This window comes from Pseudosporangium ferrugineum (assembly GCF_003002065.1).
Lineage (GTDB): Bacteria > Actinomycetota > Actinomycetes > Mycobacteriales > Micromonosporaceae > Actinoplanes > Actinoplanes ferrugineus_A.
Window position 1 is genome coordinate 145,608 of record NZ_PVZG01000011.1, and the last position, 22,194, is coordinate 167,801.

Genomic DNA, 22,194 nt, shown 5'->3' on the forward strand with positions numbered 1-22,194 from the left:
CCCAAGCCTGACGCGGCCCCGCCTGCCTCCTTACTCCCTCGGGCTGGCGCGGGACGCCCTCGGGCTGGCGCGGGCTTGCCGACCTGCCCACGCCCGCCCGGCTGAGACGGCCCGGCCTGCCTCCCTACGCCCTCGGCCGACGCGGGCTCGCCGACCTCCCCACGCCCGCCTGAGGCAACCTTCCGGCGCGGCCTTTCTGACCCGCCCGCGCTGCCGGATTGGCACGGCCTCGCCATCCTGGCCAGCGCCTCTCGGGCCGCTCGGCCTCGACCTGGGACCTCTCCATCTCGGCCGGGCCCACCGCGCTCATCGACGAACCGTGGTGCCGGGCCGGCCCCAGCGGCGATGGGCGTCGACGACGTAGGGTCCAACCGTGAGTGACATGCCTCCGAAGCTGGCCGAGATCGTGGACGAGTTCGCCGCCGCGCCGCGGGAGGTGGTGCTCGAGATGTTGCTGGAGTTCTCGGACGCCGTGCCGCCGCTTCCCGACGAGCTTCGCGGGCACGAGGGCATGGAGCAGGTGCCCGAGTGCCAGACCCAGTTCTTCCTCCGGGCGGAGGTGCAGCCCGACGAGACGGTCAAGACGTGGTTCGACTGTCCGCCCGAGGCGCCGACCACGCGCGCCTTCGCCGGCATCCTGGCGGAAGGGCTCGACGGCGCGACGGCCGCGGAGATCCTCGAAGTGCCGGACGACCTCTACAGCAGGATGGGCCTGGCCACGGCGATCAGCCCGCTGCGCATCCGCGGTGGCACGGCGATCCTGGCACGGCTCAAGCGTCAGATCCGCGATCAGGAGGACGGCCGGCCGTGAACATCGAAGTGTGGTCGGACGTGATCTGTCCATGGTGCTACCTGGGCAAACATCGTCTCGAGGAGGCGCTGCGGGGCTTTCCCGAAGTCGTGACGGTGACGTTCCGGGCGTACCAGCTCGATCCGTCTCCCGTCCCGCGCGCGTTGCCGATCAAGCAGGCCATGATGGCGAAGTTCGGTGGCCCTCAGCGCGCGGAGCAGATGTTCAGCCACGTCACCGAACTCGGTGCCCGCGACGGCCTGACCCTGGACTTCGACCGAGCGATCATGGCGAACACCTTCGACGCGCACCGGCTCGTCGCCTGGGCGGCCGGGCAGGACCTGCAGCTGATGATGATCGACAGGCTGCAGCGAGCCCACTTCGCGGAGGGCGTCGACCTTGGCTCCCACCCCGCCCTCGCACGGCTGGCGGCTTCCATCGGGCTGGACGAGCGAGCAGCGCTTGCCCACCTCGAGTCCCCGGCCGGCACGGACGCGGTCAACGCCGACCTCGCCGAAGCACGCGAGCTCGGCATCACCAGCGTCCCGACCTTCGTGATCGACCGGAAGTACGCGGTCCAGGGCGCCCAGGAGGTCCCGGTTCTCCGCTCAGCCCTGGAAGAGATCGCCCGCCGGGAGGCCGTCAACGCCCCTCGGTGATGTTCCACGTGAAACACACGGGGAGGCTCCCCGCGACGTTCCACCAGCAGTGCAACGAACGCATCGCTCTCGCCCTCCCTGACGGATGCCATGGCCGGGGCCGTGACGCCCGGCCTTTTCAATCGGGCGGCGCTACCTCCCTGCGCATGGCGATCCGCTCCACCGGGTCCAGGCCGTGTCGGGCCTCGACGGCCATCAACCGAGCCAACTCCGGCCCGCGCTCACCCTCCGCCAACTCCACGAACCCCAGCCGCGCGTAGTACGGCGCTTTCCACGGCACACCCCGGAACGTCGTGAGAGTCATCCCGGACATCCCTCGCTCGCCGGCCCACCGCCCCACATGGTCGATCAGCCGCCGGCCGATCCCCCTCCGGGCGTAGGGCGGATCGACACTCACCTGCTCGATGTGCGCCAACCCATCGACCACCTCCACCAGCACATACGCAACCGGCATCCCACCCGCCAGCTCCGCCTCGGGACCAGCCGCTCCCGGGCCAGCTGCCTCCGGACCAGCCTCGCGAAGACCAGTCGCCCCCGGGTCAGCCGCCCCCGGGTCGGCCGCGCCAAGACCAGCCGCTCCCGGACCGGCCGCCCTCAAACCAGCCGCCGTGCCCGGCAACGCGAACGAAGGTCGGGCGGAGCCCTCGACCACCACCCAACTCCGCCCCGCCCGCACGAACCGGGCCAACACCGAAGCCGCCGGCACCGGATGCCGGGCGATGTCCGGCATGCCGACGTCATAGAACAAAGTCCCGGCCCGCGCCTCGATCCCCCGGATCGCCTCAAGGTCGCCGGCACGCGCCGCCCGAATCCGCACGAGCCGAGCGAAGCAGTCCGCCTGTCGCCCGTCCAGCCCTTTCGATCCTGGGCGACGGGTTCACACGGACGTGGAAGGACCCCGCAGCATCCGCTATGCCTCCCGTGCCAACCCTTCGATCACCTCCGCGCCTGGCAGTGCACCCAGCGCCGGCCCCGCGATCGCGATCTTGCTGTGCCGTACGCCCGAGCCGATGATCACGTGCGGCGCCGCCGCCACGCGGGCGTCGACCAGCACCGGCCAGTCCTTCGGGAGGCCGATGGGGGTGATTCCGCCGTACTCCATGCCGGTCAACCGCACCGCATCGTCCATCGGCGCGAAGCTCGCCTTGCGGGCATCCAGGTGCCGCCGCACCACGCCGTTGACGTCGGCTCGGGTGGTCGCCAGCACGACACAGGCCGCATACCGGGTCACGTCGCCACGCTTGCCGGCCACGATCACGCAGTTCGCGGAGATTTCGAGCCCCACGCCGTACGCCTCGCAGAAGGCCGCGGTATCGGCGAGGTCGGCCTTGATGGGTGCGACCAGCACCTGGTCGCCGTCGATGGGGGCGTCCACCGGCCACACCTCGAGGGCCGCCGCCACCGGAGGCGCGAGGAGGTCGAGCCGGGAGATGGCGGGTTCGAGCTTGAGAGATCCGATCACGGTGGTCATCCTGCCCGCATCCGCGCGGCGTAACCAGCCGGCCCACCCCACGCCAACTGCGGAATCCCCAGGCTCAAGGGGCGGCTCCAAAGGCCCATCCCGACCCAGCCGACCACAAACACGCCCGCGCCGCCGACCGGGCCGGCCACGAACACACCCAAGCCACTGCGGCCCCGCCCACGCCCGCGCCACCGTGCCGCCGCCCACGCCACCACGCCGCCGACCCGGCAGGCAACGAACACGCTCGCGCCGCCGTGTCGCCGACTCGGCAAGCCACAAACACGCCCGCGCCGCCGTTCCCCCGACCCGGCAGGCCACGAACACGCCCGCGCCGCCACGCCGCCGACCCGGCAGGCCACAAACACGCGCCCGCGCCACCAACCGACCCGTTCCCCCGACCCGGCACGCGGCGCACTCCCGACCGACGGTGGCGAGGCAGCAGCCGGACCACCGGCGGCCCGGTTCGCGAAAGGGCTCAGCAACGATCATGAAACCGCCGCCCGCCTCAGCCATTCGACGATCTTGCCGACTGTCAGGTGATGTGAGGGAGAGACGCGTCGCACGGATCGGCACGGTCAGCGGCCTCGCCCTGCTCACCGGCGGTACCGCCATCGCGGCCGTCGCCGGCGGCGCACATTCGGTCTTCGCGACAATCATGCTCGGCATGCTCGCCGCCGGACTCGGTCACGCCCTGCTCACCGAGATCCAGCGCCAGGCCCGCCGCGCCACCGGCCGTTGGGCGCGCGCGGACACGATCAACACCGTGTTGCTCTCGGCCTGGACGGCCGGCGCGCTCACCGTGGCGATAGCCCCATTTCGCCTGCGGGCCGTCGGCCTCCTGCTCTTCCTCGCGTACGCCCTGAGCACCGCCCACTTCGTCGTCGAACGCCGCCGAGCGATCGCCGGCACGCCCGCCTCCGACCGCAGGGCCGGGTCAGCCGACCAACACCACGCACCCTCGAGCACCACAGAACTCTCGAAGGATGCGACGCCCTCACGTGAGCCGGAGCTGCCGAGCACCGCCGGAGAGAACTCGACGCCCACCCCGCAGGATGGGACCCGCGACCAGCAGGATCAGCCGTCCGCAACCACCCGGCCGTCCAGCCACCCGGCTCACTGAAGGCGCAGCGCCACCACCATCGGCGGCACGGGAACGAGCCCGGCCTCCCCCGGCGCCACGTCCGGCAGCGGAATCCAGTCCAGCCCGATCGGCTCGGGCCCGGTCACGTGCGGCCCCAGCACCGGCTCGCCGTCCGCCACGGTGCACGCGAACACCGAGGTCATTCCCGACGGGTACGGCAGGTCCTGCAGGTAGCGGGCCTCCTTCACCACCAGGCCGACCTCTTCCAGCACCTCACGCCGTACCGCATCCTCCGCCGTCTCGCCCGGGTCGATCCCGCCACCGGGCAGCGTCCACCATTCCCGGCCTTCGTCGCGCCGGCTCCGCTCATGCACCATCAGCACGCGGCCGTCCCGAACGATGATGGCTGCGGCTCGTCTCCGTCCACTCACGAATGAAGGCTACTCACGACCGGGCGACATCCACGCGAACGGACCGGCACGCACCCGCGAACGAAATGCCGACCCGAACTTGTCAGACCCTCACCGTACGGTCAGAGCATGAACCCGAGGACCCACCGAGCCGGCGGCGTCGGCACCCCGTCCAATTCGCTGGCGACCCCCGCCGCGCGTCCCTAGGTTGGGCGGAATGCGCTACAGCTCCCCTGACGAGGACAGCGCCCGCTGGGACGGATTTCCGTTCCGCGAGGGCGACATCATCATCAGCACAAGGTCGAAGAGCGGCACGACGTGGATGCAGATGATCTGCGCCCTGCTCGTGTTCCAGGACCCCGAGCTACCGGCCCCGTTGCCCGAGCTCTCCCCATGGCTCGACTGGCTCATCGTCCCCCGCGACCGGGTATATGCCCAGCTCAATCGCCAGGAGCACCGCCGCTTCATCAAGACCCACACGCCCCTCGACGGCATCCCGCTTGACCCCCGCGCGACCTATATCGTGGTGGCCCGCCACCCGCTGGACATGGCGGTCTCCCTCTTCCACCAGGGCGAGAACCTCAACCGCGAGCGCATGGCCCAGCTCCTGTCCGAGCCTCCCGGCACACCGGTCGAGCGGTCCCCCGCAGCCCCGCCGGCAGAAGCGTCGACCGCACCTGACCCGACGGCCCCGCCGTCCATCCGCGACTCCCTGCTCGCCTGGATCGACCGGGACGTCGCCCCGGCGGACGCGCTGGATTCGCTGCCCGGCGTCCTGTGGCACCTCACCGACGCGTGGCGCCGCCGGCACGACCCGAACATCGTCGTCGTGCACTACGCCGACCTGGTCGACGACCTCGAGGGCGAGATGCGCCGACTGGCCTTCACCCTCGCCATCGACGTCCCCGAGGAGCGCTGGCCCCTGCTCGTCGAGGCAGCCGGCTTCACGCAGATGCGCGCCCGCGCGGAGCGGCTGGCCCCCGACCCGGCCGGCATCATGAAGGACCGCAACGCCTTCTTCCGCCGGGGCGGCTCCGGGTCGGGACGCGAGTTGCTGACCGACGACGAGTTCGCCCACTACGAGAAGCGAGCCGCCGAACTCGCCCCGGACGACCTCCTGACCTGGCTCCACCGATGACCCCCGCCCGCCCGGGAGCCCGCCCGCCCAGGAGCCCGCCCGCCCAGGAGCCCGCCCATCCAGGAGCCCGCCCATCCAGGAGCCCGCCCGTCCCGACGGCCGACGATCCCCGAAGGCCGACGATCCTCGGACGCCGGCCTGGAAACGAGGCACGGCGCAACTGCCCGGCTGTCATCCCGGTCACGCTCGGGCCACCTTCGAGCCCGAACCCCGCCGCCCCTGGCTCAGGCCGGCCAGCCGGCCCGGGTGGCGGGCATATCGCTGGAACCGTCGCGCCGAGCCTTCACGCACAGCACCTGGTTCACCCCGATCCGCCCCTGCTCGAACGCGATCGCCGACGCCGCCATGTACAAGCGCCACACCCGGGCCCTTCCCGGCGAGGTCAGCCGCACGGCCGTCGTCCAGTCCGCCTCGAGGTTCGCCACCCATGCGCGCAGGGTCCGCGCGTAATGCTCGCGCAGGGCCTGCACGTCACGCACCTCGAAGCCGGCCCGTTCGAGCGCGCTCACCGTCGTGCCGACCGGCGCGAGCTCGCCGTCGGGGAAGACGTACGCGTCGATGAACGTCCGTTCGCGGCGGCCCGGCAGCGGTTCCGGATGCAGGGCCGCGATCTGGTGGTTGAGCAGTCGGCCACCCGGCTTGAGCTGGGCGTACAGAATCCGGGCGTATTCCTCGTACGGCTCGATGCCGACGTGCTCGGCCATGCCCACGCTGGCGATCGCGTCGAAGGGTCCGTCGTCGACGTCGCGGTAGTCCTGAACGCGGATCTCGACGTGTGCGGTCAGGCCCGCCTCGGCGACCTGCTTGCGGGCATAGTCCGCCTGCTCGCCGGAGAGGGTGACGCCCACGACGTCGACGCCGTACCCGCGGGCCGCATGCAGGGCGAGGCTCCCCCAGCCGCAGCCGACATCGAGGAGCCGCATGCCCGGTTTGAGGTTCAGCTTGCGGCAGACGAGATCCAGTTTGTCCCGCTACGCGTCCCCGAGGCCGTAGCCACCGGACTCCTCGTCGCCAGTCCAGTAGGCACACGAATAGACCATGCCGGCGCCGAGCACGATGCGGTAGAAGTCGTTGCCGACGTCGTAGTGGTGGCTGATCGCCTGGCGGTCGCGGTGCCGGCTGTGCCGCCTGCCGAGCAGCGCGATCTCCTCCGGCGGCGGCTTCGGCCGGGCACCGGCGATGCCGAGGCTCAGGAGGTCGGCGGCCACCGCCCGCATCGGCAGCGCCCCCGGCTTACCACTGTTGCCCCACAGTAGGCTGGCGAGCCGGCGCAGCGCGTCGTAGAGGTCGCCCTCCAAACCAAGATCGCCCGACACGTACGCCCGAGCGAGCCCCAACTCGGTGGGCTGCCACATCAGCCGGCGCACCGCCCGGCGGTTGTGGACGATGAGGGTCGGTGCGTGCGGGGGTCCCGCCTCGGAACCGTCCCAGGCGCGCAGCCGTACGGGAAGATCGGTCTGCAGGAGGTTTTCGAGCAGGTCACGAAGTTTGGTCGCAGTCGATCGCATGGCGACTCCCCAGATACTCCAACCTGCCGAATATCCACCCGCCCCGGGCAGATCCATAAGGAGCTTCGACAAGTTTGTGAGACAGGACTCGCTCAGACAGTCCGCAGAATCCGCTCGAAGGTTTCGGGTCGCATCGGACGCGCACGATCACGACGACTCTCCGCGAAAGCCGCCAAAACCCGCCGGCGTTCGGCCTCACTGAGAATGCCGGCGAACGGCGACCGTTCCCGCAGGTGAACCGCATACTCGGCGGAAGAGGTCAGCGCGTCCAGCACCGCCTCCACCCCCTCATCGAGCACGGCATCCCACCGATCGAGCCACTCCCACGAGCCGCCCTCACCGTGGAGCCGCCGCAAACTCCGCAGGGTGATCCGAGCCGCCGCCACGACCGCCCCCGGATCCCGCACCAGCCTGCCGGCCACGGCCCGATGCAGCCACAGCAACCGCAACTGCTCCCGGCTCATCCCCGGCCGAATCAGCGCCTCGACGTCGCAACGCCGCATCCGCCGCTGCCCATCAATCCGCACATACGGCAACAACCCCCGCAAACAAAGATCGACGACATGCGTACGCGACGAGCGCAGCAAAACCGCCGCCTCACCGGTCGTCATCCAACTCCGTGTGCGCATCGTCACAGGTGAATATTGATCCCGGTAGCCCGCCCCCGCAACAACCGAACGGCCGATGGTTCTTTCATCCAGGTGGCAGAGCCGTCAGGGCCGGTGAAGTTCCACGCCGGTCCACGGCAATCAGTTCACGGACGGTACGTGGTCGGCGAAGTAGATCAAGTGGCGCTCCGACCACCCATCACGCGGACCCGAAGGAAGTCCAGCGAGCGCCGCGGCACGCCATGCTTCAGATCATGTTGGGAGCTACGTCCACGGTCTGGCCGCGCCACGAGCGACGCCGAGGTGGTGGGAGAACACGCCTGATAGAAGCCGAGCGTGAAGCGCGCGAGCGGCTCCGGCGCGCCCCGGGCTGCCTGAGCGAGCGTCCAACACCAACCGGCACACCGCACCGTGGGGCTTCCGGGGGCTCGGCCCCCGGAGCCAACAAGACGAGCGGCTCCGGTCCGCGCATTCCGCGGACAGGGTCCGCCCGCCGCTCGTGGAGCCCAGGGGACTTGAACCCCTAACCCCCGCCTTGCAAAGGCGGTGCTCTGCCAGTTGAGCTAGGGCCCCCGGAACTGCGGGCTCAGCGCAGGTCGGGCGCGGTGGTGGCCTCGTGCCAGAGGGCGCGCTCGTCGCTGGAGGCCTTGACCCTCTTGACGACCAGGGCGGCCGCACCGACGATGCCGGCGACGATCAGGAGCTTCTTCAGCATGGCCGGGGTCCCCTTTGATCTGCGGCGGAGGACGTGCGAGGTGGGGCTAGCTGGAATCGAACCAGCGACCTCAGAGTTATCAGCTCTGCGCTCTAACCGACTGAGCTATAGCCCCGTGACAGCGACACGAAGATTACCGTACCCGGTTCCGGTCGCCCAAATCGGGGGCCGTAGCGCCGCCTCGGGGAGTCGGCGCGGGGTGAGGGTTCCGGAGGATCGACCGGGCGCAAACGCGGATGCCGCGCGGAGAGAACAACCCGGGCATACAACTCCAGGCGAAGCCGACCCGGAGGGCCCGAGGCGCCGCACGACGGTGTCGGCCCCGAACCCGGAAGCCGGTTGAGCACGGCGCCGGATAGGGCCGGACGAGGAGCAGGCAGGCCGCGGACAGAACAAGCGTGACGGACCGCCGAACGGCGGCTCAGCGGGTGGGGGCGTTCGGCGCGCAGCGAAGCGGCCGCCGTGTCGGGACGCGGCGGCCGCTTGTGCTGGGCTGGGTCAGTCGCGCTCGGCGAGCGTCAGTTCGACGCCGCCAACCAGGTCGGCGCAGACGTTGTAGATGAAGGCGCCGAGGGTGGCCAGGGCCGTGAAGAGGACCACGTTCACCGCGCCGATCAGCATTGAGGTGCCGATGACGCCCCAGGCGGTGATGCGGAAGCCGGTGTTGGCCGATTCCGTGCCGCCGCTGGCGTTGACGAGGCTCTGGAGGCTGGTGTTCACCTCGCTCCAGACGCCCATGGCGTCCAGGGCCAGGTAGAGCACCGAGGTGGCCACGACCACGACGATGAACAGGACCACGGAGACCGCGAAGGCGAACTTCATCACGGACCAGGGGTCGATCCGCTTGAGGTTCAGGCGCGCCCGGCGGGGGCCGCGGGCCGCGGCCGAGGACACGGTCGAGCGGGCCGAGCGTACGGCCTCGGAGACCCGGGCCGCGCCGACGGCGGCCGAGCCGCTCGCCGCGCCGCCGGACGGGGGCTTCGGGGCCGTGCCGGGCCGCTGCGGGACCGTGGCCGGCTTGGCGGGGGGCGGGGCGACGCCCGTACGCCCGGTCGGGGTGCCGGCCGCCGGGGCAGCGCCGGGCTTGCCCTTGGTGACGACCGGCACAGTGGCCGAGCCCTTCGCCACCGAGGGGCCGCCCGGTCGTTTGCCATCGGCCTGGCCCTCTCCGTCACCGCTCGGCTCCCCCGGCGGCGGGGGCATGCCCGGGGCGCGGGTGAACTTCGGCGGGGACGGGGCATCCGCGGGGACCGTCGCGCGGCCCGCGGCCTCACGCCCGTTCGATGCGGCGCCGTCCTTCTTCGGCTCCTCATCGACGGGAGTCGCCGAGGACCCCGGACCTCCCGACTTCGCCTGTGTCTCCGGCATCAACTAGTCCTGTTCGTCAGGCTCGTCGGCATTACGAGCAAGCGCCACGATGGTTACACCTTCTGGGAGGTCCATCAGCTTGACCCCCATTGTGTTCCGATCCCGCGTGCGCCGTACAGGCTTCACGGGAGTCCGGATGACACCACCATTGCTGGTGATGGCAAACAGTTCATCCTCCGGGCTGATCACGAGCGCTCCGACCAGACCACCACGACGCTCCGTGATCTTCGCGGTCAGTACGCCCTTGCCACCCCGCCCCTGCACGGGGTACTCCTCGATCGGCGTCCGCTTGGCATACCCGCCGTTGGTGGCGACCAAAACGTCCATGCCTTCCCGGACCACCTCCATCGCGAGCAGCTCGTCGGCCTCGCCGAAGCGCATGCCGATCACACCGGAGGTCGCCCGGCCCATCGGCCGCAGGGCCTCGTCGGTCGCGTTGAACCGGATGGCCTGAGCCTTCTTGGAGACCAGGAGCAGGTCGTTCTCCGGTGCGGCCAGCGTGGCGCCCACCAACTCGTCATCCTCCCGCAGGTTGATGGCGATGATGCCACCGCTGCGGTTGGAGTCAAATTCCTCGAGCCGGGTCTTCTTCACGAGGCCATTCTTGGTGGCGAGCACAAGGTACGGCTCGACCTGGTAATTCGGGATCTGGATGACCTGCGCGATGTGCTCGTCCGGCTGGAAGGCGAGCAGGTTGGCGACGTGCTGACCCTTCGCGACCCGGTTCGCCTCGGGCAGCTCGTAGGCCTTCGCGCGGTAGACCCGGCCCTTGTTCGTGAAGAACAGGATCCACGAGTGGGTCGAGATGACGAAGAAGTGGCTGACGATGTCGTCCTGGCGCAGAGATGCGCCGCTCACGCCCTTGCCGCCGCGCTTCTGGGAGCGGTAGAGATCGACCTTGGTGCGCTTCGCGTAACCGGTGCGTGTGATGGTCACCACAACGTCCTCGCGCGCGATGAGGTCCTCCATCGAGACCTCGCCGTCGAACGGGATGATTTGGGTCTTTCGCTCATCTCCGAACCGGGAGACGATCTCGGCCAGCTCCTCGGAGACGATCGCCCGCTGCCGCTCCGGCTTGGCGAGGATGTCCTTGAGGTCGGCGATCTCGACCTCGATGCTGGCGAGCTCGTCGATGATCTTCTGCCGCTCGAGGGCCGCGAGGCGCCGCAGCTGCATGTCGAGGATGGCCTGCGACTGCACCTGGTCGATGTCGAGCAGCTGGATCAGGCCCTGGCGGGCATCCTCGACCGTCGGCGAGCGCCGGATGAGGGCGATCACCTCGTCGAGCGCGTCGAGGGCCTTGACCAGGCCGCGCAGAATGTGCGCCCGCTCCTCGGCCTTCCGCAGGCGGAACGCGGTGCGCCGGCGGATGACCTCGACCTGGTGGTCGACGTAGTAGCGGATGAACTGCGCCAGGTTGAGCGTGCGGGGCACGCCGTCGACCAGCGCGAGCATGTTCGCGCCGAACGTCTCCTGCAGCTGGGTGTGCTTGTAGAGGTTGTTCAGCACGACCTTCGCGACCGCGTCGCGCTTCAGAACCAGGATCAACCGCATTCCCGTACGCCCGGACGACTCGTCCCGGATGTCGGCGATGCCGGTGAGCTTGCCCTCCTTGACGAGCTCGGCGACGCGCTCGGCGAGGTTGTCGGGGTTCACCTGGTACGGCAGCTCGGTGACCACGAGGCAGGGCCGGCCGCGCTGGTCCTCCTCGACCTCCACGACGGCGCGCATCCGGATCGAGCCGCGGCCGGTGCGGTAGGCGTCCTGGATCGCCTGCTGGCCGACGATCAGCCCCCGCGTGGGGAAGTCGGGTCCCTTGACGATCTCCAGGACCGCCTCGAGCGTCGTGGCCTCGTCCGCCTCGGGGTTGTCGAGGTACCACTGGACGGCCGAGGCGATCTCGCGCAGGTTGTGCGGCGGGATCTTGGTGGCCATGCCGACCGCGATGCCCTCGGAGCCGTTGACGAGCAGGTTGGGGAACCGCGCCGGCAGGATCGTGGGCTCCTTGGCCCGGCCGTCGTAGTTGTCCTGCATGTCGACGGTGTCCTCGTCGATGTCCCGCAGCATCTCCATGGCGAGCGGCGAGAGCTTCGACTCGGTGTAGCGCATGGCGGCCGGCGGGTCGTTGCCCGGCGAGCCGAAGTTGCCGTTGCCGTCGATCAGCGGGTAGCGCAACGACCAGGGCTGCCCCATCCGGACGAGCGCGTCGTAGATCGACGAGTCGCCGTGCGGGTGGTAGTTGCCCATGACGTCGCCGACGACGCGGGCGCACTTCACGTAGCCACGGTCCGGGCGGAAGCCCGAGTCGTACATCGCGTAAAGGATCTTGCGGTGCACCGGCTTGAGGCCGTCGCGCACGTCCGGCAGGGCCCGGCCCACGATCACGCTCATCGCGTAGTCGAGGTACGAGCGCTGCATCTCGACCTCGAGGCCGACCGGCTCGACGCGCTGCCCCACGCCGCCGCCGGTGTCGTCCTGCGGCTCCTCGGCGGGGTTCTCGGGAGTATCCGTCACAGTTAACCCTTACTTACGGTCGAACCCGACAAACGGGCCCGAGCTACGCATTTCGCTGTGGATAACGCTGTGGAAAGCAGTGGAACGCTGTGCATAACCCGAGGTGAGCGGGGCCGGGAGGCCCCGCTCACCGGCGGATCAGATGTCCAGGAAGCGCACGTCCTTGGCGTTGCGCTGGATGAACGAGCGACGGGCCTCGACATCCTCACCCATGAGGACGCTGAAGAGCTCGTCCGCTGTGGCAGCGTCGTCGAGGGTCACCTGGCGCAGCGTGCGCGTCGCCGGGTCCATGGTCGTGTCCCACAGCTCGCGGAAGTTCATCTCGCCGAGACCCTTGAACCGCTGGATGTCGTCCGGCTTGGCGTTCGGCTTCTTCTGCTGGCGCAGCGCGATCAGACCGTCACGCTCCCGGTCGGAGTACGCGTACTGCGCGTCGTCGCCCCGCTTGTTCCACTTGATCTTGTAGAGCGGCGGTGCGGCCAGGTAGACGTGCCCCACCTCGACCAGCGGACGCATGAAGCGGAACAGCAGGGTCAGCAGCAGCGTCTGGATGTGCTGGCCGTCGACGTCGGCGTCCGCCATCAGCACGATCTTGTGATAGCGCAGCTTGGCAATGTCGAAGTCGTCGTGGATGCCGGTGCCCAGCGCCGTGATCAGCGACTGGACCTCGTTGTTCTTCAGCACCCGGTCGATGCGGGCCTTCTCCACGTTGAGGATCTTGCCGCGGATCGGCAGGATCGCCTGGATCTGGCTGTCCCGGCCCTGCTTGGCCGAGCCGCCGGCCGAGTCGCCCTCGACGATGAACAGCTCGGAGACCCGCGGGTCGGTGGACTGGCAGTCGGCCAGCTTGCCCGGCATCGAACCGGACTCCAGCAGCGACTTGCGCCGGGCCAGCTTGCGGGCCTGCTGCGCGGCGATCCGCGCCCGGGCCGCCTGCGAGGCCTTCGTGATGATCGTCTTGGCCTCGGCCGGGTTGCGGTCGAACCAGTCCGCGATCCGCTCGTTGGCGACCTTCTGCACGAAGCTCTTCATGTCGGTGTTGCCGAGCTTCGTCTTCGTCTGGCCCTCGAACTGCGGGTTCGCGAGCTTCACCGAGATGATCGCGGCGAGGCCCTCGCGGATGTCCTCGCCGGAGAGCTTCTCGTCGTTCTTGAGGAACTTCTTCTCCACGCCGTACCGGTTGACGGTGTTGGTCAGCGCCGCACGGAAGCCCTCCTCGTGCGTGCCGCCCTCGTGCGTGTTGATCGTGTTGGCGAAGGTGTAGACCGACTCGCCGTACGACTCGTTCCACTGCATGGCGATCTCGAGGGCCATCCCCTCCTCGGGGGACTCCGACTCGAACCCGATCACCGACCTGTGGATCGGGGTCTTGGTGTTGTTCAGGTGGCGGACGAAGTCGGCGATGCCGTCCTCGTACATGAAGGTGACCTCGCGGGGCTTGCCCTCGTCGTCGACCTGGTCGGGCCGCTGGTCGACCAGGTGGATGGTCAGGCCCTTGTTGAGGAAGGCGTACTCCTGGATCCGGCGGTAGATCGTCTGCCAGTCGAACTCGACGGTCTCGAAGATCGTCGGATCCGGCCAGAACTGGACCATCGAGCCGGTGGTCGAGGTGGCCTCGCCCTTCTCCAGCGGGCCCGGCTTCGACATCGTGTAGTGCTGCCGGTAGACGTTGCCCGACTTGTGGATCTCCACGAACATCTTGGTGGAGAGGGCGTTGACGACCGAGACGCCGACACCGTGCAGACCGCCGGAGACCGCGTACGCCTTGCCGTCGAACTTGCCGCCGGCGTGCAGGACGGTCAGCGCGACCTCGACGCCCGGCTTCTTGAGCTTGGGGTGCAGGTCGACCGGGAAGCCACGGCCGTTGTCGGTGACCGAGACGCCGCCGTCGGCCAGCAGGACCACGTCGATGGTGTCGCAGTAGCCCGCGAGCGCCTCGTCGACCGCGTTGTCGACGACCTCCCAGACGAGGTGGTGCAGGCCCCGCTCGCCCGTCGAACCGATGTACATACCGGGGCGCTTGCGGACCGCCTCGAGGCCTTCGAGCACGGTGATGGACTCGGCACCGTATTCCTGCTTCTTATCTGCCACCCTCGGCCACTTTCTCGCACCGGTCCCCGGGAGGGGCCCGGCCACGGGGTTGGCGGGCGAGCTGCGGGCGGCCGGCGAGCAGGGCGAACCACAGACGAGCGAGCCGCGAGAACGGGGCGGACCACCGGTGGAGCCGAGCGCGCCGGTCGCCGCGGTCGTCCCGCGGATCGTGATCGGCTGGAAAAAACGCGTAGCGTGACGATTGCTCTCCGCAGAGGGGCGTCCGGCACGTGTCGCACTTTCCCGGTCTCCGTCGATTCTACTCCGTCCGAGCGAGTTATCGGGGGTCCGGCACCCTCGTACGGGCACCTCAGATTGCCGTAGGGCGGCGGAAGGCCGTTCCCACGAGTCCCCCTACACGGAAGAAGCACCCACCGCAATGGTGCACTGTCCGGCCGGTGACCGCTGAGGCGCGCCTGCCGGGGCCCGGCGCCACGCGCTGCGACACTGCCTCACACCGGTGGGCGAGAGTGTCGTAACCTCGCCCGCGCGGGCCGCAGCGTGGCCGGACGGCCCGCACCGGGCGGGAGCGAACCCCGCCGGTGGGTCCGCAGCCGGCGGTCGAGGAGAGGTGGTAGCCCCATGGCGCACGACAAGGGGCTGGACAACGTCGCCGTGCACTGGCCGCGGACGAACCGGTTCTACGACCCGGTCGCCCCGGCGGAGTTCGTCGACTTCGGCGCCGTCGCGGACGCGCCGGACATCGCCGCGCCCACCGGAGCGCTCGCGCTGCACATCGCCAAGACCGGCACCGTACGCGCGACCGCGTACACGGAGCTCGTCGATCTTCTTCTGGGGCTGGAGGGCGTCCTCTACGCGACCGATGCCGCGGCCGAGGACGAGGACCCGGTCATCGACCCCGACGGCTGCGCCTGGATCGCCGGCGGCCTCGAACGGTTCGTGGAGGGCCACCAGCCGCACGGCGACCTGGTCACGTTCGACAGCGTGGCGGAGGTGATGCGGGCCGCGGTGGCCGGCGGGCGGCTCGCCGAGCAGCAGCTGCGCTGGCTCGAGCAGCGGCTGGCGGCGTTGCGCGACGACGCCGGCAACGCACCGCACTGGAGCTTCGCGCGTACGGAATTGGCGATCTTGGCGGGCTTCTATCGCCGGTGTGCCGACCGCGGGTACGCCGTCTTTGCCGACTACTGAGCCGCGCCGGAGGACCTCAGCCGTAGGTGTCGCGGGGGCCGCGGCCCTGGACCCGCCGCGGGCCGCGGTTCCAGGACGGTGCCGCCGGGCCGTGGATGTTCAGCCTGGTCACGACGTTGTGGCCGACCTCGGCCGCGATGTTGCGCAGCAGCGTCGCGGCCAGCAGCCGCAGCTGGGTCGCCCAGGCCGTGGACTCCGCCTCGACGGTCAGGACGCCGGCGTCGAGCTTGATCGGCTTGCTGTGCTTCGCGATGTCCGGGCCGACGACCTTCTCCCAGGCGCCGAAGACCGTCGCCTCCGCCGCCGGCTTCTGCCAGCCGCGCTGCTTCAGGATCCGTTCCAGCACCGCGCCGAAGAGCTGCGGATCCCGCGGGTCCGGGCCCGGACCGGAATAGCCGCGCAGGCGTCTGCCCTCGCCCTCGGCATTGCCCGTACGGTGGCGGGGTGCCCGCTGGGCGGCCCGGCGCTTCGCCAGGGCGGCGTCGAGCACCGCCCGCGCCAGCTGCGGGCCCGACTGGCCCTCGGCGGGGCCTGAACCGGCCGCTGCGCCCTTTTCGGCGGATTCCTCAGACACGGGTCACCGTTCCTGGTCCGACGTCGTAGCGGGCGCCCTGGAGGTCCGCGGGGACATCCTCCGCCACCGCACAGGTCACCAGCAACTGCGTGGCGTCCGACACCAGGGCGGCGAGGCGCTCGCGGCGGCCGGCGTCGAGCTCGGCGAACACGTCGTCGAGGACCAGCACCGGATCGATGCCGTCGGTGCGCAACAGGTCGTAGGCGGCCAGCCGCAACGCCAGGGCGAACGACCAGGACTCGCCGTGGCTCGCGTACCCCTTCACCGGAAGGTCTCCCAGGACCAGGGTGAGGTCGTCGCGGTGCGGGCCGACCAGGGTGACGCCGCGCTCGGTCTCCGCCTGACGGCGTTCGGCGAGCGAAGCGAGCAGGGCCTGTTCCAGCGCCGGGCGGTCCGGTGTCAGGCCGTCGCCGAGACGGGACGCGTACGCGACAGCCGCGGAGGACCGGCCGGCCGCGACCGCGTCGTACGCCTTCGTCACGTGCGGCCCGAGGGCGGCGACCAGCTCGATCCGGCCGGCCAGCAGTTCGGCGCCGTGGTGGGCGAGGTGCTGATCCCACACCGCGAGAGTGGACAGATCCTGCCCTCGGGTCCCACCGACCTTGCGCGTCAGGTAGGCCGTACGCAGAAGGGCATTTCGCTGCTTGACCACCCGGTCGTAGTCGGCGCGGACCCCGGCATAGCGTGGCTGGCGCGCGACCAGCAGCTCATCGAGGTAGCGGCGGCGCTCCGACGGGTCACCGCGGACGAGCTCCAGGTCCTCCGGCGCGAAGAGCACCATGCGAAGAGCACCCAGAACCTCCCGCGACCTGCGTACGGGTGACCTGTTCAGCCGCGCCCGATTCGCCTTGCCCGGCACGATCTCCAGCTCGACGAGCAGCTCGCGTCCGTCGTGGACGATCTCGCACCGGATCACCGCCGAGCTCGCCCCCGCGCGGACCAGCGGGGCGTCGGTGGCCACCCGGTGACTGTCCAGCGTGGCCACGTACCCGAGGGCCTCGACCAGGTTGGTCTTGCCCATGCCGTTGCTGCCGACCAGGACCGCGACGCCCGGGTCGAGGTCGACGGCCACCCGCTCGTACGAGCGGAAGTCGGTCAGCTCGACCCGGCGCACGTGCATGGATCAGCGCTTGACGGCGTGGCCGCCGAACTGGTTGCGCAGCGCGGCGACGGCCTTCATCGCCGGCGAGTCCTCCTGGCGCGACGCGAAGCGGGCGAAGAGCGACGCCGCGATGACATTGGCCGGCACGGCGAGACGCACGGCCTCGTCGACGGTCCAGCGGCCCTCGCCGGTGTCCTCGGCGTAGCCCTTGAGGCCTGCCAGCTCCGGGTCCTCGTCCAACGCGCGGTCCAGCAGGTCGAGCAGCCAGGACTTGACGACCGAGCCCTCGCGCCAGCTCTTGATCACGGCGGGGACGTTCTCGACCAGCTCGGAGGCCTTGAGGATCTCGTAGCCCTCGGCGTACGCGTGCATCAGGCCGTACTCGATGCCGTTGTGGATCATCTTCGAGTAGTGGCCGGCGCCGTGCGGGCCGGCGTGCGCGAAGCCGAACTCGCCGGCCGGCTTGAGCGCGTCGAAGATCGGCCGGCAGTGCGCCACGATCTCGGCGTCGCCGCCGACCATCAGGGCGTACCCGTTGGTGTTGCCCCAGATGCCGCCCGAGACGCCGACATCGAGGTAGTGGATGCCCTTCGCCTTGAGCCGCTCGGCGCGGGGACCGTCGTCGGTGAACTTCGAGTTGCCGCCGTCGATGACGATGTCGCCCTCGGAGAGCAGCTCGGCGAGCTCGTCGATCGTCTTCTCGGTGATCTGTCCGGCGGGAACCATGGTCCACACGACGCGCGGCGCGGCGAGCTTCTCGACCAGCTCGGCGAGGCTGGCGACGTCGGTGGTCTCCTTGTGGTGGTCGTAGCCGACCACCTCCTGGCCGGCGGCGCGCAGGCGGTCGCGCATGTTGCCGCCCATCCGGCCTAGACCGATGAGGCCGAGCTGCATGATGTTCCCCCTAGGTGTGTGTCTCTGTGCCCAAGTATCAGCGGGTTACCCGGATCGGCATGATCAGATAGCGGTATCCGGGCACGATTTCGCCGTCTTCGCCTGCGGGGGAGATCACAGCCGGCTTGAAGGCGTCGACGAACGACAGAACCGCGGTGGGGGCACCCAGATTCTGCAGGCCGTCGATCAGATACTGCGGGTTGAAACCGATCGTCAGGGGCTCGCCGGTGAAGACCGCCTCCATCGCCTCGCTGGCCCGGGCCTCCTCGGTGCCGCCCGCCTCCACCACCAGCCCGTCCTCGCCGAAGGACAGCAGCACCGGAGTGGTGCGCTCGGCGACCAGCGCGACGCGGCGGACCACCTCCACCAGCGCAGACACGGTCACCCGCGCCTCGGCGTTGTGGCTGGCGGGGAAGAGCGAACGCACCGGCGGGTAGTTGGCGCCGTCGAGCAGCCGGCTGGTCGTACGCCGGGTGCCGCCCGCGAAGCCGATCATTCCCTCACCGGCGTTGCCCTGGGCGAGGGCCAGGGTGACCGAGCCACCGATCGGGCCCAGGGCCTTGGCGGTGTCGTTGAGGGTCTTGGCGGGCACCAGCGCGTTGAGGCTGATGTCCGGGTCGTCGGGGTTCCACTCCAGCTCCCGCATCGCCAGGCGGTAGCGGTCGGTGGCCAGCATCGCCATCGTCGAGCCGTTCAGCTCGATCCGTACGCCGGTCATCATGGGCAGCGTCTCGTCCCGGCCCGCGGCGACGGCGACCTGGGCGACGGCGACCGCGAAGGCCTGCGCGTCGACCGTGCCGGCGCTCGACGGCATCTCGGGCAGCGTCGGGTAATCCTCGACCGGCATCACCGGAAGGGTGAACCGGGCGCTGCCGCACACCAGCTCGAGGTGCGACCCGACCGCGGCGATGTCGGCCGGCTTGGCGGGCAGCGCCTTGGTGATCTCGGCGAGCAGCCGGCCGGAGACCAGGGCGGCCCCGTCGGCGTCGGCCTGCACCTCGACGCTCACCTGGCTCGAGACCTCGTAGTCGAAGCCGGAGACGTGCAGCCTGCCGTCGGTCACGCGCAGCATGACGCCGGCCAGAACCGGCACCGACGGCCGGCTGGGCAGGCTCTTGGCCGTCCACGCCACCGCGTCGGCGAGTGCGTCTCGCTCCACCCGGAACTTCATGCCATGCCCTCCGCGTCACTTTCCTCGACGAGAACTTCGGATGTGCTGATGGAGCCCACTGAACTCTATGGCGCGGGCGGGTCGTTCGTCCGCCCGGCCCCCGCTCCCCGGCCCTACTGCCGTGCCGGGTGGCGCTGCTCCTCGCGCCGGGGGTGGTCTTCGCTTCCGGTCCTGCTGGTCTTCCGGCCTTCTGGTCCTACTGATGCCCGGCTTCTGCTCCGGCTTCCTGGCTGCTCTCCCAGCTGGCTTTCTGGCTGCTCTCCTGGCTGGCTTTCTGGCCGGCTCCTGGCCGGCTTCTTCGGCGGTGCTGAGGGGTGGCCCGGATTGCAGGATCCGCGACCGGGAGCCCCGGTGCTCCCGGTGCTCCCGGTGCTTGTTCCTCCGGTGCTGGGGTGGATCCGGCCGCGAGCGGCTCACCCACACCCTCCACAACGCTGATCATTGCCTTTTGGATTTTCCGAGAGAGATAACAGTCGTAATCATCGGGGCTGTGCATAGTGTGGAGAACTCGAGTCTTCGCAGCTCAGCGGGTTATCCACCGGTGATTCACATGTGGGCAACCAGGGTATAAACCCGGGCCCGCGTCCACAGTCGCCGACGCGACGCCGGTTGTCCACCGTTGTCCACCGGTTGTCCACCGGCTATCCACCGGGTTTGTCCCCCGGCCTGGGGATAACGCCGGGACGCTACCGGCTCGTCGTCCCCAGAACCTTCAACAGGAAATCCACACTCGTCCACAGGGTGTGGAGACCTTGGTGACGCACAGTGTCTGTCCACATCGATTTCCCCAGGACTTCTCCACATCTGTGGGGTCGGGTGCCGAGCGTTGTCCACCGTTGGGGATGAAGCCTGTGAAGTCCTGTGGATTGGTGTGGAAAACGTTGGCACGAAACGGTCTCGTCGCGACGTTGACAAACCAGCTCAGCGGATGATCGGGATCTTGGCGGGTGGTGCGGCCATCCCAGGTTTCGTCGCCGGCCGCCCTGTGGACGGCTGTGGACGCCCTGTGGATAAGCGGGTACGGCGGGTGGCGGCCTCTCGATCGCACGGGTCGGGGCGCGGCGGGATGCGGTTCTTCCGGGCTCGCTCCGGTGCGACTCGGTGTGACGCTCGCGGGCTTGACCGGTGCCAGCGGTAGGTCGCCGCGTGCCGGGTCGCAGCCCTGGATACGGCTTTCGATGATCAGGTCGCCGGGCCGCCGACCTCGACGCGTCTCTCGGGTGGGGAGGACGTGCCGGATCGCCGACGCGACGCGGCCTTCGGCTCAGCCGGGTTGCAGGTCGGAGCGGCGACACCGGGCGGTGAGGCTCAACCGGGTTCCAGGCTGGAGGCCGACGCCGTCGGCTCGACCGCCTCATCGGCTTGAGGGGACGACGCCGGCGGCTCGACCGGGCTCCTGGCGGAAGGGCGACGTCGTCGGCTCACCGGGTCAGCTTGCTGGAAGGGCGACGCCGCCCGCTCGGGGCCGGCTGGGCTGCCGGCTCGAGGGGCGACGCCGGGTGGGCGGGTCAGGCGGTTTGCCAGCCGGTGGGGTCTACGCCGCCGGGGATCGGGGGTTCCGGGGCGTAGGGGTGGCGGGTGAAGACGAAGGTGCCCAGGTCCAGGTGGGTCACCGAGCCCGTGGCGTCGCGGTGGATCGACAGGCGTTCGCCCGCGTAGTAGCCGTTGAGTCCGGTCCAGGTGCCGTCGGTGGCGGGGCGGAGGCGGGTGCCGCGGCCTCCTCCGGCGAGCGGGGCCAGTTCCAGGTAGCCGTCCGGCAGCGGGCGGAGCACGAACGGGGCCGTCGCCCAGTACCAGGGGCCGGCCAGGTCCAGGAGGAGCGGGTCGATCGAGGGCAGCGGGCGCCACGGCGGGGGGATGCGGGGCTCCCGGTCGGCGACCGTCTGCAGCAGGTCGGCGGCCAGGGTGCCCGCGGGCAGGCCGGTGGTCACGTTGCTCAGGACGACCGTTCCCAGGGAGTCCTCGGCGCTTGTCCACACCGTGGCGACGAACCCGGGCATCGAGCCGGTGTGGCCGGCCAGGAGTCTGTCGTCGCGGCGCAGGAGTTGCATGCCGAGGCCGTAGCCGCCGTCCCAGGACGTCGCCTCCGGTGGGCTCGCCGGCCTGCGCATCTCGGCGAGGGTGTCCGCGTGCAGCACCCGGTCGTCGCCGTCGAGGAGGAAGGCGACGAACGTGGCCAGGTCGTTCGCGGTCGACCAGAGTTGCCCGGCCGGGGCCATCAGGCCGGTATCCACAGCGGGCTCGGGGAGCAGGACGTCGGCCCAGGGGTGCACCGCCCAGCCCGCGGCGTGGGGTGCGGACGGCTGTAGGGAGGTGCGGGTCATCGCGAGCGGCTCGAGGATCTCGTGGCGCAGGACCTCACCCCAGGCCCGGCCGCGTACGCGCTCGACCAGCGCGCCGAGCAGGGCGAAGCCCGGGTTGGAGTAGTGGTGGCGCTCCCCCGCCGGGTGTACCTGGGGATCGTCGCCGAGGATGTCGGTCAGTTCCGGCCGCAACGTTCCCGGGGTTCGTTCCCACCACGGACCGGGCGCTTCGGAGGCCAGTCCGGCGGTATGGGCCAGCAGGGCGCCGATCGTGGCCCGGCCCGCCGCCGTGCCGGGCAGGTGGTCGTCCAGCTGATCCGTCAGCGCGAGTTTGCCCTCGTCGCGCAGGCGCAGGACCAGCACCGCCACGAATGTCTTGGTGATCGAGCCGATGCGGTACTGGACGTCGCCGTCCGGCACCTGGCCGTCCACGGTGCCCCGTCCGTCCAGCCAGACCGGACTGCCGTCGCGCACCACGGCGGCGACGACCGAGGGTGCTCGTCCCTTCACCTGGCCGGTGGCCAGTTTGTGGAGCAACGCGCGTCTTGTTTCGGGCAGCAGGTCCGCCGGGGTCGATGACATACCGCCGAACCTACTGAGCCCGGCGCCGATCTACGGCCCGGAGTGGTTACGGCCCGGGTGCGTGAGGTCGCCGGC

The 22,194-nt window shown here is 70.2% G+C and carries 18 protein-coding genes, 2 tRNA genes and 1 pseudogene; 5 read left to right on the forward strand and 16 right to left on the reverse strand.

Going from position 1 to position 22,194, the window contains the following annotated elements:
• The first annotated feature begins 373 nt into the window (after nucleotides 1-373).
• Nucleotides 374-811, forward strand: coding sequence for a SufE family protein (locus CLV70_RS23215; RefSeq protein ID WP_106128695.1), 438 nt, complete (start codon nucleotides 374-376; stop codon nucleotides 809-811).
• Nucleotides 808-1,449, forward strand: a complete 642-nt coding sequence (locus CLV70_RS23220; RefSeq protein ID WP_106128696.1) for a DsbA family oxidoreductase — start codon at nucleotides 808-810, stop codon at nucleotides 1,447-1,449. Before CLV70_RS23215 ends, CLV70_RS23220 begins: the two co-directional genes overlap by 4 nt.
• A gap of 118 nt (nucleotides 1,450-1,567) precedes the next feature.
• Here CLV70_RS23220 and CLV70_RS23225 read toward each other — a convergent pair whose 3' ends face one another.
• Together CLV70_RS23225 and CLV70_RS23230 are read right to left on the reverse strand one after the other, a co-directional pair.
• Nucleotides 1,568-2,266, reverse strand: coding sequence for a GNAT family N-acetyltransferase (locus CLV70_RS23225; protein WP_245908404.1), 699 nt, complete (start codon nucleotides 2,264-2,266; stop codon nucleotides 1,568-1,570).
• A gap of 93 nt (nucleotides 2,267-2,359) precedes the next feature.
• Nucleotides 2,360-2,908 (reverse strand): YbaK/EbsC family protein, encoded by a 549-nt coding sequence (locus CLV70_RS23230; RefSeq protein WP_106128836.1) that lies wholly within the window; start codon nucleotides 2,906-2,908, stop codon nucleotides 2,360-2,362.
• A gap of 544 nt (nucleotides 2,909-3,452) precedes the next feature.
• On the opposite strand from CLV70_RS23230, the gene CLV70_RS39770 reads away from it, so the two are divergent.
• On the forward strand, nucleotides 3,453-4,031 hold the full coding sequence (locus CLV70_RS39770; protein WP_158277806.1) for a hypothetical protein: 579 nt from the start codon (nucleotides 3,453-3,455) through the stop codon (nucleotides 4,029-4,031).
• Here the strand turns inward: CLV70_RS39770 and CLV70_RS23235 are convergent.
• Nucleotides 4,025-4,423 carry an NUDIX domain-containing protein gene (locus tag CLV70_RS23235; RefSeq protein WP_106128697.1) on the reverse strand — a complete coding sequence of 133 codons (399 nt, stop codon included), beginning with the start codon at nucleotides 4,421-4,423 and terminating at the stop codon, nucleotides 4,025-4,027. The two genes, CLV70_RS39770 and CLV70_RS23235, sit on opposite strands and share 7 nt — an antisense overlap.
• 196 nt (nucleotides 4,424-4,619) lie before the next feature.
• Here CLV70_RS23235 and CLV70_RS23240 point away from each other — a divergent pair, with 196 nt between their 5' ends.
• The gene (locus CLV70_RS23240) at nucleotides 4,620-5,540 is read left to right on the forward strand and encodes a sulfotransferase domain-containing protein (RefSeq protein ID WP_106128698.1); all 921 of its coding nucleotides are present in this window, start codon (nucleotides 4,620-4,622) and stop codon (nucleotides 5,538-5,540) included.
• Between the two features lie 224 nt (nucleotides 5,541-5,764).
• On the opposite strand, the pseudogene CLV70_RS23245 reads toward CLV70_RS23240, so the two are convergent.
• The 8 genes and pseudogenes from CLV70_RS23245 to gyrB form a co-directional block, all read right to left on the reverse strand.
• Nucleotides 5,765-7,105 (reverse strand): annotated as a pseudogene (locus tag CLV70_RS23245) (class I SAM-dependent methyltransferase).
• Between the two features lie 35 nt (nucleotides 7,106-7,140).
• Nucleotides 7,141-7,659: a helix-turn-helix domain-containing protein gene (locus CLV70_RS23250; RefSeq protein WP_245908405.1), complete on the reverse strand. Its 519-nt coding sequence runs from the start codon at nucleotides 7,657-7,659 to the stop codon at nucleotides 7,141-7,143.
• 497 nt (nucleotides 7,660-8,156) lie between these two features.
• Nucleotides 8,157-8,229 (reverse strand) — tRNA-Ala (locus CLV70_RS23255).
• A gap of 13 nt (nucleotides 8,230-8,242) precedes the next feature.
• Entirely contained in the window at nucleotides 8,243-8,371 is a 129-nt protein-coding gene (locus CLV70_RS40465) for a DLW-39 family protein (RefSeq protein WP_211277715.1), read from the reverse strand.
• A gap of 41 nt (nucleotides 8,372-8,412) precedes the next feature.
• Nucleotides 8,413-8,486 (reverse strand) — tRNA-Ile (locus CLV70_RS23260).
• 383 nt (nucleotides 8,487-8,869) lie between these two features.
• The gene (locus tag CLV70_RS23265) at nucleotides 8,870-9,739 is read right to left on the reverse strand and encodes a DUF3566 domain-containing protein (RefSeq protein WP_106128700.1); all 870 of its coding nucleotides are present in this window, start codon (nucleotides 9,737-9,739) and stop codon (nucleotides 8,870-8,872) included.
• Nucleotides 9,740-9,742: 3 nt separating this feature from the next.
• Nucleotides 9,743-12,253, reverse strand: a complete 2,511-nt coding sequence (gene gyrA, locus CLV70_RS23270) for a DNA gyrase subunit A (protein ID WP_106128701.1) — start codon at nucleotides 12,251-12,253, stop codon at nucleotides 9,743-9,745.
• Nucleotides 12,254-12,391: 138 nt separating this feature from the next.
• Nucleotides 12,392-14,344, reverse strand: coding sequence for a DNA topoisomerase (ATP-hydrolyzing) subunit B (gene gyrB, locus CLV70_RS23275; protein WP_106128702.1), 1,953 nt, complete (start codon nucleotides 14,342-14,344; stop codon nucleotides 12,392-12,394).
• Nucleotides 14,345-14,926: 582 nt separating this feature from the next.
• On the opposite strand from gyrB, the gene CLV70_RS23280 reads away from it, so the two are divergent.
• Nucleotides 14,927-15,493: a hypothetical protein gene (locus CLV70_RS23280; RefSeq protein ID WP_106128703.1), complete on the forward strand. Its 567-nt coding sequence runs from the start codon at nucleotides 14,927-14,929 to the stop codon at nucleotides 15,491-15,493.
• Between the two features lie 16 nt (nucleotides 15,494-15,509).
• Here the strand turns inward: CLV70_RS23280 and CLV70_RS23285 are convergent, their stop codons facing one another.
• From CLV70_RS23285 to CLV70_RS23305, 5 genes are all read right to left on the reverse strand, one after another.
• Nucleotides 15,510-16,067, reverse strand: coding sequence for a DciA family protein (locus tag CLV70_RS23285; protein ID WP_106128704.1), 558 nt, complete (start codon nucleotides 16,065-16,067; stop codon nucleotides 15,510-15,512).
• Nucleotides 16,060-17,187, reverse strand: a complete 1,128-nt coding sequence (gene recF / locus CLV70_RS23290; protein ID WP_106128705.1) for a DNA replication/repair protein RecF — start codon at nucleotides 17,185-17,187, stop codon at nucleotides 16,060-16,062. Before recF ends, CLV70_RS23285 begins: the two co-directional genes overlap by 8 nt.
• Before the next feature lie 3 nt (nucleotides 17,188-17,190).
• A complete protein-coding gene (gene gnd, locus CLV70_RS23295; protein WP_106128706.1) occupies nucleotides 17,191-18,063 on the reverse strand; it encodes a phosphogluconate dehydrogenase (NAD(+)-dependent, decarboxylating) in 873 nt (290 codons plus the stop codon).
• A gap of 37 nt (nucleotides 18,064-18,100) precedes the next feature.
• Nucleotides 18,101-19,234, reverse strand: a complete 1,134-nt coding sequence (dnaN, locus tag CLV70_RS23300; protein ID WP_106128707.1) for a DNA polymerase III subunit beta — start codon at nucleotides 19,232-19,234, stop codon at nucleotides 18,101-18,103.
• A gap of 1,508 nt (nucleotides 19,235-20,742) precedes the next feature.
• Nucleotides 20,743-22,119, reverse strand: a complete 1,377-nt coding sequence (locus CLV70_RS23305) for a serine hydrolase domain-containing protein (RefSeq protein ID WP_106128708.1) — start codon at nucleotides 22,117-22,119, stop codon at nucleotides 20,743-20,745.
• Between the last annotated feature and the right edge of the window lie 75 nt (nucleotides 22,120-22,194).

Excerpts from the sequence above, each read along its gene's own strand:
- CLV70_RS23240 (WP_106128698.1), top strand. The coding sequence starts at position 4,620 with ATGCGCTACAGCTCCCCTGACGAGGACAGCGCCCGCTGGGACGGATTT.
- CLV70_RS23250 (WP_245908405.1), bottom strand. The coding sequence starts at position 7,659 with ATGACGACCGGTGAGGCGGCGGTTTTGCTGCGCTCGTCGCGTACGCAT.
- CLV70_RS40465 (WP_211277715.1), bottom strand. The coding sequence starts at position 8,371 with ATGCTGAAGAAGCTCCTGATCGTCGCCGGCATCGTCGGTGCGGCCGCC.
- CLV70_RS23265 (WP_106128700.1), bottom strand. The coding sequence starts at position 9,739 with ATGCCGGAGACACAGGCGAAGTCGGGAGGTCCGGGGTCCTCGGCGACT.
- CLV70_RS23280 (WP_106128703.1), top strand. The coding sequence starts at position 14,927 with ATGGCGCACGACAAGGGGCTGGACAACGTCGCCGTGCACTGGCCGCGG.
- recF (WP_106128705.1), bottom strand. The coding sequence starts at position 17,187 with ATGCACGTGCGCCGGGTCGAGCTGACCGACTTCCGCTCGTACGAGCGG.
- gnd (WP_106128706.1), bottom strand. The coding sequence starts at position 18,063 with ATGCAGCTCGGCCTCATCGGTCTAGGCCGGATGGGCGGCAACATGCGC.
- dnaN (WP_106128707.1), bottom strand. The coding sequence starts at position 19,234 with ATGAAGTTCCGGGTGGAGCGAGACGCACTCGCCGACGCGGTGGCGTGG.
- CLV70_RS23305 (WP_106128708.1), bottom strand. The coding sequence starts at position 22,119 with ATGTCATCGACCCCGGCGGACCTGCTGCCCGAAACAAGACGCGCGTTG.